General features: G+C 56.0%; 13 protein-coding genes. 4 read left to right on the forward strand and 9 right to left on the reverse strand.

Annotated features, from left to right (window positions below; translation table 11 throughout):
• Positions 1 to 35: 35 nt before the first annotated feature.
• On the reverse strand, positions 36 to 527 hold the full coding sequence (iscR, locus tag ABR39_RS09755; protein WP_024908641.1) for a Fe-S cluster assembly transcriptional regulator IscR: 492 nt from the start codon (positions 525 to 527) through the stop codon (positions 36 to 38).
• Between the two features lie 231 nt (positions 528 to 758).
• Positions 759 to 1,484, reverse strand: coding sequence for a tRNA (cytosine(32)/uridine(32)-2'-O)-methyltransferase TrmJ (trmJ, locus tag ABR39_RS09760; RefSeq protein WP_047346764.1), 726 nt, complete (start codon positions 1,482 to 1,484; stop codon positions 759 to 761).
• Positions 1,485 to 1,615: 131 nt separating this feature from the next.
• Here trmJ and suhB point away from each other — a divergent pair, with 131 nt between their 5' ends.
• Positions 1,616 to 2,419: an inositol-1-monophosphatase gene (suhB, locus tag ABR39_RS09765; RefSeq protein ID WP_047346765.1), complete on the forward strand. Its 804-nt coding sequence runs from the start codon at positions 1,616 to 1,618 to the stop codon at positions 2,417 to 2,419.
• A gap of 59 nt (positions 2,420 to 2,478) precedes the next feature.
• Here suhB and ABR39_RS09770 read toward each other — a convergent pair whose 3' ends face one another.
• Entirely contained in the window at positions 2,479 to 3,459 is a 981-nt protein-coding gene (locus ABR39_RS09770) for a nickel/cobalt transporter (RefSeq protein WP_047346766.1), read from the reverse strand.
• A complete protein-coding gene (locus ABR39_RS09775) occupies positions 3,450 to 4,088 on the reverse strand; it encodes a DUF1007 family protein (protein WP_047346767.1) in 639 nt (212 codons plus the stop codon). The genes ABR39_RS09770 and ABR39_RS09775 overlap by 10 nt, the downstream gene beginning before the upstream one ends.
• Before the next feature lie 125 nt (positions 4,089 to 4,213).
• Between ABR39_RS09775 and csiE the strand changes: the two genes are divergently transcribed.
• Positions 4,214 to 5,491 (forward strand): stationary phase inducible protein CsiE, encoded by a 1,278-nt coding sequence (gene csiE / locus ABR39_RS09780; RefSeq protein WP_047346768.1) that lies wholly within the window; start codon positions 4,214 to 4,216, stop codon positions 5,489 to 5,491.
• Here the strand turns inward: csiE and ABR39_RS09785 are convergent.
• Complete coding sequence (locus tag ABR39_RS09785) at positions 5,486 to 6,631, reverse strand: 3-phenylpropionate MFS transporter (RefSeq protein ID WP_047346769.1); 1,146 nt, start codon at positions 6,629 to 6,631, stop codon at positions 5,486 to 5,488. The genes csiE and ABR39_RS09785 overlap by 6 nt on opposite strands.
• 173 nt (positions 6,632 to 6,804) lie before the next feature.
• Here ABR39_RS09785 and ABR39_RS09790 point away from each other — a divergent pair, with 173 nt between their 5' ends.
• Positions 6,805 to 7,227: a DoxX family protein gene (locus tag ABR39_RS09790; RefSeq protein WP_024908634.1), complete on the forward strand. Its 423-nt coding sequence runs from the start codon at positions 6,805 to 6,807 to the stop codon at positions 7,225 to 7,227.
• A gap of 54 nt (positions 7,228 to 7,281) precedes the next feature.
• Here ABR39_RS09790 and glyA read toward each other — a convergent pair whose 3' ends face one another.
• Positions 7,282 to 8,535, reverse strand: a complete 1,254-nt coding sequence (gene glyA / locus ABR39_RS09795; RefSeq protein ID WP_008502165.1) for a serine hydroxymethyltransferase — start codon at positions 8,533 to 8,535, stop codon at positions 7,282 to 7,284.
• Positions 8,536 to 8,839: 304 nt separating this feature from the next.
• Here glyA and hmpA point away from each other — a divergent pair, with 304 nt between their 5' ends.
• Positions 8,840 to 10,030: an NO-inducible flavohemoprotein gene (hmpA, locus tag ABR39_RS09800; protein WP_047346770.1), complete on the forward strand. Its 1,191-nt coding sequence runs from the start codon at positions 8,840 to 8,842 to the stop codon at positions 10,028 to 10,030.
• Between the two features lie 83 nt (positions 10,031 to 10,113).
• On the opposite strand, the gene glnB is transcribed toward hmpA, so the two are convergent.
• The 3 genes from glnB to qseG all read right to left on the reverse strand — a co-directional run bounded on the left by glnB (position 10,114) and on the right by qseG (position 12,594).
• Complete coding sequence (gene glnB, locus ABR39_RS09805) at positions 10,114 to 10,452, reverse strand: nitrogen regulatory protein P-II (RefSeq protein WP_003860685.1); 339 nt, start codon at positions 10,450 to 10,452, stop codon at positions 10,114 to 10,116.
• 80 nt (positions 10,453 to 10,532) lie between these two features.
• Positions 10,533 to 11,870 carry a two-component system response regulator GlrR gene (glrR, locus tag ABR39_RS09810; protein WP_047346771.1) on the reverse strand — a complete coding sequence of 446 codons (1,338 nt, stop codon included), beginning with the start codon at positions 11,868 to 11,870 and terminating at the stop codon, positions 10,533 to 10,535.
• Positions 11,857 to 12,594 (reverse strand): two-component system QseEF-associated lipoprotein QseG, encoded by a 738-nt coding sequence (qseG, locus tag ABR39_RS09815; RefSeq protein ID WP_047346772.1) that lies wholly within the window; start codon positions 12,592 to 12,594, stop codon positions 11,857 to 11,859. Before qseG ends, glrR begins: the two co-directional genes overlap by 14 nt.

The following is a 12,594-nucleotide window of genomic DNA, read 5'->3' on the forward strand; positions in this document are numbered from 1 at the left end:
CGCCCCGGCCTGATTCTGAAATACTTATCTTTTTATTACGCGCGCAGTTTGACGTCGATAGCGTCCTGCGCGCGGGTGCTGCGTTGGGAATCCTGGCTGTGCTGACGGCCTGATACGTCCAGAACTTCCTGGTTATTCACCAGCTCACCGAGGGTGATGTTGTTCAGGAAGCCGGTCAGACGGTCGCTCAGATCGCGCCACAGCGCGTGGGTCAGGCATTTATCGCCGCCCTGACAGCCGCCTTTACCCTGGCAACGGGTCGCGTCAACGGATTCGTCAACTGCGCTAATCACTTCGCCAACTGCAATACTGCCCGCGTCTTTACCCAGCAGATAACCGCCGCCTGGGCCACGAACGCTGGAAACCAGTCCATTTTTACGCAGTCTGGAGAACAGCTGTTCCAGATAAGAGAGGGAGATCCCTTGTCGTTCAGAAATATCAGCCAACGGAACCGGGCCCGCTTCGGAGTTGAGCGCAACGTCCAGCATCGCGGTCACGGCATAACGCCCTTTAGATGTCAGTCTCATGTCTTACTTAACCTCAAACTCGCCCCTGCCCGGGGTTTTTTATAGTAAAATGGGGTATTGCATAGCAGGGCCAAGTCTGACATTCCTGACTAAAATGGTCAACTATTTACTTGACTGTTTTAGTCAGGTATTTAACCTTCTGTGCCGTTTTTTGTCGGGTGGCGCTACGCTTACCCGACCTACGGTTTTGTAGGCCGGGTAAGCGTAGCGCCACCCGGCGAACAGACGACTCTATTCTTTATTCTTCTGCTCAATCGACGCCAGAATCCCGCGCAGGATGTTCAGCTCCTGGCTTTCCGGGCGCGCACGGGTGAACATGCGACGCAGCTTGTTCATCACCTGACCTGGATGGCCTTCACGGATAAAACCGGTTGAGAGCAACGTCTGTTCCAGGTGACCGTAGAAGCGCTCAAGATCGTCCACCAGCGGGTAGGCCGCCTCTTCTTTCGGTTCTACCGCTTTCTCCTGGGTCGCCAGCCAAGCCATACGCACTTCATAGGCAATAACCTGCACCGCCATCGCCAGGTTCAGCGAGCTGTATTCCGGGTTCGCCGCAATCGCCACGTGATAGTGGCACTTCTGCAGTTCGTCGTTGGTCAAGCCAACGCGCTCGCGCCCAAACACCAGCGCAACCGGTGCCTGTTCAGCCTCAGAGACACTTTTCAGGCCGCATTCACGCGGATCGAGCATTGGCCACGGCAGCGTACGCGAACGCGCGCTGGTTCCCACCACCAGGCTGCAACCTGCCAGGGCTTCATCCAGCGTGTCCACGATCTGCGCATTGCCGATCACGTCGCTGGCACCAGCCGCCAGAGCAATAGCCTGCGAGTCGGGTTTTACCAGCGGGTTGACCAGCCAGAGATTCGTTAAGCCCATGGTTTTCATAGCGCGGGCAACGGAGCCCATGTTGCCGGTGTGCGATGTTTCGACCAGCACGATTCGAATGTTTTGCAGCATAATTTTTAATGTCTGAATTCAGTGTCTGAAGAATATTCCGGCATATTATCATAAACGGGAGACATAATCCGATCCCGCTGCTATACTCTGCGCCGATTTTCCTGTTCTTTAACATCCAGTGAGAGAGACCGATGCATCCGATGCTGACCATCGCCGTGCGCGCAGCGCGCAAGGCGGGTAATGTAATTGCCAAACACTACGAAACGCCAGACTCCGTAGAAACCAGCCAGAAAGGCAGCAATGATTTCGTGACTAACGTCGATAAAGCCGCAGAAGCGATTATTATCGAAACGATCCGCAAATCTTACCCGCAGCACACCATCATCACCGAAGAAAGCGGTGAACATGAAGGTACCGATCAGGATGTTCAATGGGTTATCGATCCACTGGATGGCACCACCAACTTCGTTAAACGCCTGCCACACTTCTCTGTGTCTATCGCAGTACGCATTAAAGGCCGTACTGAAGTCGCCGTAGTTTACGATCCAATGCGTAACGAACTGTTCACCGCCACCCGCGGTCAGGGCGCACAGCTGAACGGCTACCGTCTGCGCTGCAGCAATGCTCGCGATCTGGACGGCACCATCCTGGCGACCGGTTTCCCGTTCAAGGCGAAACAGCACGCGACCACCTATATGAATATTCTGGGCAAACTGTTCACCGAATGCGCCGACTTCCGCCGCACCGGTTCTGCCGCGCTGGATTTGGCCTATGTGGCAACCGGCCGCGTTGACGGTTACTTCGAACTGTCACTGAAGCCATGGGATTTTGCAGCGGGCGAGCTGATCGCGCGTGAAGCAGGTGCGATCGTATGTGATTTCACCGGCGGCCATAACTACATGTCTACCGGCAACATCGTTGCGGGTAACCCACGCGTTATTAAAGCCATGCTGGCAAACATGCGTGATGAACTGAGCGATGCGCTGAAGCGTTAATCCAGTTTGTTAAGCCCGGTGGCGCTACGCTTACCGGGCCTACAAAATCCCTCAGTACGCTAGAAAGGCCGCAATCCCCTTCCCACCGGCACCGCACTCATCCACATTGTCACCGCCGCTACCAGCAGAATCACCCCGCCCGCCAGCGCGAGCGTTGTCCAGCCAACCTGCCGCCATAGCACCGGGGTTTTATTACCGCTGAGTTTGACCGCCAGCTGACGGAAACTGTGAACCAGCAGAGCCAGAGACGAAATCGTCAATGACGTTCCCGCCGCCATGGCCAGCGCAGACAGCATTCCCCAGCCAAACACGCCGATCACCTTACTGAACAGCAGCACCATGATTGCCCCCGAACACGGGCGCATGCCCATCGAGAGAACAATCATCAGCCGCGCGCGCCAGTCGTCGCCACTCTGTAATTGCGCCTGCGTTGGCAGATGCTGATGCCCGCAGGCGCAGTTTTCATCATGCACGTGGTGCGGTGTGAAGGTTTTGAATGTCGGTTTTTGCAGCAGCACGCGCAGCTTTTTTAGCGCTCGCCAGCAGAGGATCAGCCCCAGCATACCTACCAGCGCGTAACTTCCCTTCTCCAGCCAGAAGCTACTCATGTGCAGCTGGCGCGCGGGAAGCTGTAACAGAGAAAGGACCACCACCACTAGCCCGATAGCCACGCCCCCCTGAAGCAGCGAAGAGGCCAGCGTCAGGCCGATACTCGATTTCAGCTTTGACGGGTGAGTGGCGAGCCAGGTCGTGATGACGATTTTGCCGTGCCCCGGCCCCAGCGCGTGCAGAACGCCATAGATAAAACTGAACGCCAGCAGGGAACCGCCCGCTTTCGTCGGGTTATCCGCCACCGCTTTCAGTAACCCACTAATCTGCTGGTTAACCTCACGCTGCCAGATAATGCTTTTCATCATCACCTGCGGCCAGGCCTGCCACAGCCACAGCCCGCCGCAAACCGCGAACAGCAAAAAGAGCGCCAGCGGCCAGAGGTGCAGCCAGCGGCGCGGTTTTCGAACTGGCGAAGCAATCACTGACATTGTAGCGTTACCTCCTGCGCGAACTGTTTACCCAACTCCATGTCCTCAGGCGGTGCATCTTCCTTATCGAGAGAGACCGCAAAGTTCAGCGTCTCTTCGCTGGGCTTCGGCGTATGCACCGCGAGCTTGCAGCTTTTTTGCAGGGCGGTCGGCAGCGTCACGTCACTCTCCTTCGCATAACGCATATCAACGTAGTAGGTGGGATCAAACGTGGAAAAGGTGTACTTCTGTCCTGCCAGCGGCTGGGGATGCGCCAGCGGAAGCACAAACGTCAGCACCGCCTGATGCCCGTCACGCGTCATGCCGTATTCCGTGGGACGGTTCAGAAATTTGACCTTTTGCCCGTTATGCCAGAATTCCGTGAAGTAGTGCTGGCCGAGCACGTTAGCCATCACTTCCGCCGCCAGCTTTTTCCAGATTTCATCGCCGGGCTTCGCGTTTCCCGCATCGTAGAGCAGGTCAGCCGAGGTGATTTCATCCATCGTCCAGCGCATCTTCAGGCCGCTCAGCTGCGTGCCGTCGGTGACCAGCTCGGTTTTAAGGCCAATAAAACTGTGAGGGTGTGCGCTGGCAGTGAAGCCGATCGCCGCCAAAAATAACGCCATCGCACTTTGTTTAACTATTTGCATCAATTCCTCACGTCAAAAATTCTGTGATGTTCCCCAGCAATCCTGAATGAAAGGCCTGCCGGCGCGCTTTTCAGCGCCCATCCTTTAGCTATTCTTATCAAACATTCACACTGGATACCCGACAGATGATGACGACGCTTGAAATTCCATCTGTGCTTTCCAGTTCGCAGCGCCGCTGCCAGGTGCTTTTAATGCTTTACCTGCCCGATGCTGCCGTCACCGCACAGAGCATAATCGCTGCCAACGGCGTGGACGACGCGATGGCACGGCAAGATATAGCCGAGACGCGCGATGAAATCCAGCGCTATCACCGGCTGGATATCGTCACGCACCACGACGGCTGCTACCGGATTGAAGGCACCGCCCTGAATCAGCGTTTATGCCTGCTGCACTGGCTGCGCCGGGCGCTGCGGCTTTGCCCGCAATTTGTCTCGCTCCAGTTTACTCCCGCATTAAAAACCGCGCTTAAACAGCACGGCATCGCGCGGCCGCTTTACGACGATGCGAACCTGCGGGCGCTGATCGGCTTCTGCTCACGCAAGCTCCAGCGCCAGTTTGAATGCCGCGACGTCCAGTTTTTACAGCTCTATCTGCAATACTGTCTTATTCAGCACCAGATGGGGAATACCCCGCAGTTTTCCCACACTCAGCGCAGCTGGACCCAGTCAAGAGGGGAGTATTTTACGGCGCAGGAGATTGTGCGCCACTGGAAACGGCGCGTTCCGCAGGGTGCTCACGGGGATGAACAGCTGTTTCTGGCGCTGCTGTTTATGATGCTCCGCACGCCCGATCCGGTGCTCGACAAACACCAGCAGGACCAGCGCTTGCGCCGGGCCATCGTGCGCATGGTGGCCCGTTTTCGCTCGCAGACCGGGATGAACTTCAGCGATGAGCAAGGGCTGACCGATCAGCTCTATATCCATCTTGCTCAGGCGCTGGACCGCTCGCTGTTTGAGATCGGCATCGACACTAGCCTGCCGGAGGAGATCCATCGTCTCTATCCCCGGCTGTTACGCACCACGAAGGAAGCGCTGTTTGAGCTGGAAGCGGAATTTGGGCTGCGCTTTTCCGATGAGGAGATGAGCCTTGTCGCGGTGATTTTCGGCGCCTGGCTGATGCAGGAGACCGATCTGCACGAAAAACAGGTGATCCTGCTGACGGGAGACGATAAAGCCAGTGAGGATCAGATTGAACAGCAGCTTCGCGAGCTGACGCTGCTGCCGCTCAACATTCGCTACCTGACGCTGCAGGCTTTCCAGAAAGAGGGGGCACCGCGCGAAGCCGCGCTGGTTATCACCCCCTACCCTACTGCCCTACCGCTGTTCTCGCCGCCGTTGATTCATGCCGTTGAGACACTGAACGCGCAGCAGCAAGAACATATTCGCGCCATGCTGGAATCATAGCGATGCGCGAGCGGCCACTTTAGGGCGCACAACGATTGCGGGTAAAGCGACCAGCGCCATCACCCAGAATACGCCATGTCCCAGGTGCTGATAGAGGAACCCCGCAAAGACCGTCATGATCGCAATACTGCCTCCCATTGCGACCGCCGAATACACCGCCTGCAGACGTATAACGTCCCCGCCTTCGCGCGCAGCGATATAGCGCATCGCCGCCAGATGACACACGGTAAACGTGCCGCAGTGAAGAATTTGCGCCAAAATCAGCCACGGCAGATCGGTCGTCCAGCCCATAATGCCCCAGCGCGCTACGCCGCACACGGCGGAAAGCAGCAGCAGGTCACGCGCGCCAAAGCGACGGAACAGCTTTTTGCTCAGAGCGAATATAACGACTTCGGCCACTACCCCCAGCGACCACAGGTAGCCAACGGCAGAAGCAGAATATCCCGCCCCCTGCCAGTAGATGGCGCTGAACCCATAGTACGCCGCGTGTGCCCCCTGAAGCAGACAAACACACGCCAGAAAACGCCAGCTTTGTGCAACCAGGCTCCGCCAGGCGGGCCAGCCTGCACTCTCCTGATGGCGGCTTTCCCCTTGCGGCATTATCGACGGCCGCAGCAGCATGCCCAGCAGCATAGAGGCAATACCGATGCTTAACAGGGCAAGAATGGCGCGGTAATCGTAAAGGCTGACCAGTTTACCCACCAGCGCAGAGCCAATCACAAACGCAATAGAGCCCCACAGGCGCACGCGACCGTAGTCCATGGTGATCTGCTTTTGCCAGGTGTTCGCCAGGGCATCCGTCAGCGGCACCAGCGGTGAGAAGAACAGGTTAAAACCAACCATCACCACCATCAGCCAGGCAAACTGGTGGCTGACCCAGAAGCAGGCCACAAAGACCAGCGTCAGCAGCGCAAGAATGCGCACAGCCTTGATCAGTAGGGAGGGATCGCTGACGCGCGGGGCAATCAGCAGGCTGCCGAGGAAACGCGCCACCAGTCCGGCCCCCAGCAGGACACCAATGGTCTCAGGGGTCAGGCCGATACCCTTGAGCCAGACGCTCCAGAAAGGCAGAAAAATACCGTAGCTAAAGAAATAGGTGAAATAACTGAGCGCCAGCCAGCGCGTGGAATGCAAGACCATGAATCCCTCCCGAAATCGAGGCCATAGTCTGGCGAGAATATAAAAATTAAGCAAGTCGATAGCCTGCTATAAATTAACGAAAAATTAACATATTGTGCAGTCGTCTGGCTTATGGCAGGGAATGAAAATGTGTATTACGTTTAAATTACTCCACTTGCAGAGGTATTTCTGCCATGAACTCACTTCGTTATTTAGATTTTGGTCAGTCGCGTCACCTGCTGCTGTTGATAGGCCGCATCGCGCTTGTCGTGCTGTTTATTATCTTTGGTTATCCAAAACTGACGGGGTTTAGCGGCACCGTACAATATATGACGTCGCTGGGCACGCCGATGCCCATGCTGGCGGCCATTATTGCGGTAGTGATGGAAGTGCCTGCCGCTATTCTGATCGTACTGGGCTTTTTCACCCGTCCTCTCGCGGTACTGTTTGTGTTCTACACGCTGGGCACCGCGGTAATTGGTCATCACTACTGGGATATGACCGGCGACGCGGTCGTACCGAATATGATTAACTTCTACAAGAATATCAGTATTGCGGGTGCCTTTATTTTACTGGCCATCGTGGGCCCCGGCGCCATTTCCCTGGACCGGCGTTAAGCCATAAAAAAAGGCCGCAAGCGCGGCCTTTTTTATTTCTGCACAGCAGAGGAATTATGCGTATACCGGGAAGCGTGCGCAGATATCCAGAACTTTACCTTTAACGCGCTCGATAACCGCTTCGTCATTGATGTTGTCCAGAACGTCACACATCCAGCCCGCCAGCTCTTTCACTTCCGCTTCTTTAAAGCCGCGGCGAGTCACGGCCGGAGAACCGATACGGATGCCGGACGTCACAAACGGGCTCTTCGGATCGTTTGGCACGCTGTTTTTGTTCACGGTGATGTTGGCGCGGCCCAGGGCAGCGTCAGCTTCTTTACCGGTCAGGTTCTTATCAACCAGATCCAGCAGGAACAGGTGGTTTTCAGTCCCGCCAGACACCACTTTGTAGCCGCGGTTCAGGAACACTTCCACCATCGCTTTGGCGTTTTTGGCAACCTGCTGCTGGTAAACTTTGAACTCTGGCTCCATCGCTTCTTTCAGAGCTACCGCTTTTGCCGCGATAACGTGCATCAGCGGGCCGCCCTGCGCGCTTGGGAACACGGCGGAGTTCAGTTTTTTGTACAGCTCTTCATCACCGCCTTTCGCCAGGATCAGGCCACCGCGTGGGCCCGCGAGGGTTTTGTGGGTGGTGGTGGTCACAACGTGAGCGTGTGGAACCGGGTTCGGGTAAACGCCTGCGGCAATCAGACCGGCAACGTGCGCCATGTCGACGAACAGGTAAGCGCCGATGCTGTCTGCGATTTCACGCATTTTTGCCCAGTCAACGATACCGGAATAAGCAGAGAAACCACCGATGATCATCTTCGGCTTGTGCTCTTTGGCCTGCTTAGCCATGTCTTCGTAGTCAATTTTACCGGACTCATCAATACCGTAAGGAATGATGTTGTACAGTTTGCCGGAGAAGTTAACCGGGGAGCCGTGAGTCAGGTGGCCGCCCTGCGCCAGGTTCATACCCAGAACGGTATCGCCCGGCTGCAGCAGCGCGGTGTAGACCGCGAAGTTAGCCTGAGAGCCAGAGTGCGGCTGGACGTTCGCGTAGTCAGCGCCAAAGAGTTCTTTTGCACGGTCGATAGCCAACTGCTCAACGATATCAACGTACTCGCAACCGCCGTAATAGCGTTTGCCCGGGTAACCTTCAGCATATTTGTTGGTCAGCTGAGAACCCTGCGCCTGCATAACGCGTGGGCTGGTGTAGTTTTCGGAGGCGATCAGTTCGATGTGCTCTTCCTGACGTACTTTTTCCTGCTCCATAGCCTGCCACAGTTCGGCATCATAATCGGCAATGTTCATTTCACGCTTTAACATCCGCATCTCCTGACTCAGCTAACAAGTAAATTTTGGCCTGAAAAGGCAGTCCTGTTGGACGACGGGCAACAGTATAACTGATTAGTTCTGTGATAACAGGTCTTGACAAACGATTTTACGCAAACGTTTTCCTTCGCGCCACGCAAGGGTTTGAGGAATAAAGCTCTCGCCCTTTTCAGCGGATTTCTTTTCAGGTTTGTGATGCATATTTTTCATCTTGCAAAGATCCATTTACAAAGCAGGGTTATTTTTTATAAGATGCATCCAAAATACATCATTAAGATCACATCGTAAGGAAGCTGCTATGCTCGACGCTCAAACCATCGCTACCGTTAAAGCCACTATTCCCCTGCTGGTGGAAACCGGTCCTAAACTCACCGCCCATTTCTACGATCGCATGTTCACGCACAACCCGGAGCTCAAAGAGATTTTCAACATGAGCAACCAGCGTAACGGCGATCAGCGCGAAGCCCTGTTCAACGCCATCGCGGCCTACGCCAGCAATATAGAGAACCTGGCAGCGCTGCTGCCTGCGGTGGAGAAAATTGCGCAGAAACATACCAGCTTCCAGATCAAACCCGAGCAGTACAACATTGTGGGCGCTCACCTGCTGGCAACGCTGGACGAAATGTTTAGCCCGGGTCAGGAGGTTCTGGACGCGTGGGGCAAAGCCTACGGCGTGCTGGCAAACGTATTTATCAACCGTGAAGCACAGATCTACAGCGAAAACGCCGGCAAGAAAGGTGGCTGGGAAGGAACCCGCGCGTTCCGCATCGTTGAGAAAACGCCGCGCAGCGCTTTAATCACCAGCTTCGAATTTGAGCCGGTGGACGGTCAGCCGGTGGCCGATTATCAGCCAGGGCAGTATCTGGGCGTGTGGCTCAAGCCTGAAAGTTTCCCGCACCAGGAAATCCGCCAGTATTCCCTCACCCGCAAGCCAAACGGCAAAGGCTACCGCATTGCGGTGAAACGCGAAGATGGCGGTCAGGTCTCAACCTGGCTGCACAACGAAGCCAACGTAGGCGATGTGGTTCATCTGGCCGCGCCTGCGGGCGATTTCTTTATGGCCGTTGACGGCAATACGCCAGTGACGCTGATCTCTGCGGGTGTCGGTCAAACGCCAATGCTGGCGATGCTCGATACGCTGGCAAAAGCAAACCACGACGCGCAGGTAAACTGGTTCCACGCCGCAGAGAATGGCGACGTGCACGCCTTTGCGGATGAAGTGAAAACGCTCGGGGCGTCCCTGCCGCGCTTCACCGCGCATACCTGGTATCGCCTGCCAACGGACGCAGACCGCCAGGCCGCACGCTTCAACAGCGAAGGTCTGATGAATTTAAGCCAGCATGAAGGCGCGTTTAGCGCGCCGGACATGCAGTTCTACGTCTGTGGGCCGGTGGCGTTTATGCAGTATGCTGCGAAGCAGCTGGTCGAGCTGGGCGTGAATAAAGACAACATTCACTACGAATGTTTTGGGCCGCATAAGGTGCTGTAATGCAAAAAGCCCCTCGTTCAAGGGGCTTTTTTTTCGCCGGGTGACGGCTGCGCCTTACCCGGCCTACAAAACCGTTGGCAATGTTAAATCGCGGCGTCGTCTTCTTCGCCGGTACGGATACGGATCACGCGCGCCACGTCAAAGACGAAGATTTTACCGTCGCCGATTTTGCCCGTCTGCGCCGTGCGGATAATGGTATCCACACAGGTGTCCACGATATCGTCACTCACCACGATTTCAATTTTTACTTTCGGCAGAAAGTCCACCATGTACTCTGCGCCACGGTAAAGCTCGGTGTGGCCTTTCTGACGACCAAAACCTTTCACTTCCGTCACGGTCATCCCGGTGATGCCGACTTCCGCCAGCGCTTCACGCACGTCATCCAGTTTGAAAGGTTTAATAATCGCATCAATCTTTTTCATGGTGGGTCCTTAAACTCTTGCCTGTAAGCTGCCTCGTAATCGATTGCTCACAGTATCATATTCAATCGAATTTTGCGGTACTACTCTTTAAAATCGTTGGCTTCAAGCTCGTGGCGCGACAGCAGCTTGTAAAACTCGGTGCGGTTACGTCCAGCCATGCGCGCCGCGTGGGTCACGTTGCCTTTGGTTATCTGCAATAGCTTGCGCAGATAGTTAAGCTCGAACTGATTCCGCGCTTCGGCAAACGTCGGCAGCGCCGTGTTTTCCCCTTCCAGCGCCTGCTCCACCAGCGCGTCGCTGATAACCGGTGAGGACGTCAGCGCCACGCACTGCTCAATCACGTTGACCAGCTGACGCACGTTACCCGGCCAGCTTGCAGTCATCAGTCGTTTCATCGCATCAGTGGAAAACGCGCGCACGAATGGTTTATGACGATCGGCCGCCTGGCGCAAAAGATGGTTCGCCAGCAGCGGAATGTCTTCCGCACGCTCGGCCAGCGCCGGAATTTTCAGGTTCACGACGTTCAGACGGTAGTAGAGATCTTCGCGAAACTCGTTGCGGGCCATCACTTTCGGCAGGTCGCGGTGCGTTGCCGAAATAATACGCACGTTAATATCGATGTCGCGGTTACTGCCCAGCGGGCGGACTTTTCTCTCCTGCAACACGCGCAGCAGTTTAACCTGCAGCGGCGCAGGCATGTCACCAATCTCGTCGAGGAACAGCGTGCCACCTTCCGCGGCCTGGAACAGCCCTTCCCGGCTGCTTACCGCGCCGGTGAAGGCGCCGCGGGCATGTCCAAACAGTTCAGATTCGAGCAGCTGTTCCGGCAGCGCGCCACAGTTAATGGCAATAAAGGCGTTTTTGCTGCGCGGGCTGGCGTTGTGAATAGCCTGCGCCAGGATCTCTTTCCCGGTTCCGCTCTGGCCGTTGATGAGCACGCTGACGTCAGACTGTGCCACCATCCGGGCCTGTTCGAGCAAACGCAGCATAATGGGGCTGCGGGTGACGATAGACTCCCGCCACGCTTCATCACCCGCCGGGGCGGCATGTTCCAGCGCGCTGTCGATCGCCTTATAAAGCGCGTCTTTATCCACCGGCTTGGTCAGGAAGCTGAATACCCCCTGCTGGGTCGCCGCAACCGCATCCGGGATCGACCCGTGCGCCGTCAGGATAATCACGGGCATACCCGGCTGCTGCTTCTGGATCTCCGCGAACAGCTGCAGGCCATCCATTTCGTCCATCCGCAGGTCGCTTATCACCAGATCGATTTTCTCGCGGCTGAGGATCTTCAGCCCTTCCAGCCCGCTTTCAGCGGTTACGACGCTGTAGCCTTCACTCACCAGACGCATCCCCAGCAGCTTTAACAGCCCGGGATCGTCATCCACGAGTAAGAGATGGGCAGGTTTACGGCTCGTCATGCTTCACATCCTCTTGTTTCGGCGTATCGCTGTCCGGTGCTGCGGATGAGCTCCCCGACTGATATTTACGCGACGAGAGCTGTCTTTCGATATCGGTCAGGTTTTCCAGCTTACGCGTCGTGGTATCCAGCTGCGTACGCAAATGCTGTTGCTGCTGACGCAGCGTATCAAGCTCGCTGTCGGTGGATTGTTGCAGCTTGCTATAGCGGGAACGCTCTTCGGACAGCTGAAGCTGTAACGCCTGCCCATCGCGCCAGAGCTGGTATACCGGGCGAACCTGTACCGGAAGATTGACCACAAACGTGTCCAGTCGGGTCACGCTGGCGCGGCGTTCAACGGGGGTAATTTTTGCATCTGCCAACAAGATGCCGCGCTTAAAAGCGTCCTGCCAGGTGTCGTCATCCAGCATCGCCGCTTTCGAGCGGGCGTCTACTGGCGCAAGACGCTGGGCGCAGTCTATTCCACGCAGCCAGAACAGCGGATTGCTTTCGACGTCATGTCCTGACAGGTTCCAGATATCGTCACAGCGGGTTGAGAGGAAATCTGCCAGCTGATTATCGGGCCATTTATCTTCTTGTTTGCCGCCGATCGCACTTTGCGGCACGTGGGAAACACAGCCTGCCAGGAATAAACATGGCAGACCCAGGCGAAACGTGTTGCGGGAAAACACCGCGCGTACGGCGCGGAAAAAGACGTGTGACATACTCACCAGATATAGATTCAT

It is taken from the genome of Enterobacter genomosp. O (genome assembly GCF_001022965.1).
GTDB lineage: Bacteria > Pseudomonadota > Gammaproteobacteria > Enterobacterales > Enterobacteriaceae > Enterobacter > Enterobacter cloacae_L.

Coding starts and splice junctions, on each gene's coding strand:
- ABR39_RS09790 (WP_024908634.1), top strand. CDS start 6,805: ATGAACTCACTTCGTTATTTAGATTTTGGTCAGTCGCGTCACCTGCTG.
- glnB (WP_003860685.1), bottom strand. CDS start 10,452: ATGAAAAAGATTGATGCGATTATTAAACCTTTCAAACTGGATGACGTG.
- trmJ (WP_047346764.1), bottom strand. CDS start 1,484: ATGCTGCAAAACATTCGAATCGTGCTGGTCGAAACATCGCACACCGGC.
- iscR (WP_024908641.1), bottom strand. CDS start 527: ATGAGACTGACATCTAAAGGGCGTTATGCCGTGACCGCGATGCTGGAC.
- glyA (WP_008502165.1), bottom strand. CDS start 8,535: ATGTTAAAGCGTGAAATGAACATTGCCGATTATGATGCCGAACTGTGG.
- hmpA (WP_047346770.1), top strand. CDS start 8,840: ATGCTCGACGCTCAAACCATCGCTACCGTTAAAGCCACTATTCCCCTG.
- qseG (WP_047346772.1), bottom strand. CDS start 12,594: ATGAATCTATATCTGGTGAGTATGTCACACGTCTTTTTCCGCGCCGTA.
- ABR39_RS09785 (WP_047346769.1), bottom strand. CDS start 6,631: ATGGTCTTGCATTCCACGCGCTGGCTGGCGCTCAGTTATTTCACCTAT.
- ABR39_RS09770 (WP_047346766.1), bottom strand. CDS start 3,459: ATGTCAGTGATTGCTTCGCCAGTTCGAAAACCGCGCCGCTGGCTGCAC.
- glrR (WP_047346771.1), bottom strand. CDS start 11,870: ATGACGAGCCGTAAACCTGCCCATCTCTTACTCGTGGATGACGATCCC.
- csiE (WP_047346768.1), top strand. CDS start 4,214: ATGATGACGACGCTTGAAATTCCATCTGTGCTTTCCAGTTCGCAGCGC.
- ABR39_RS09775 (WP_047346767.1), bottom strand. CDS start 4,088: ATGCAAATAGTTAAACAAAGTGCGATGGCGTTATTTTTGGCGGCGATC.
- suhB (WP_047346765.1), top strand. CDS start 1,616: ATGCATCCGATGCTGACCATCGCCGTGCGCGCAGCGCGCAAGGCGGGT.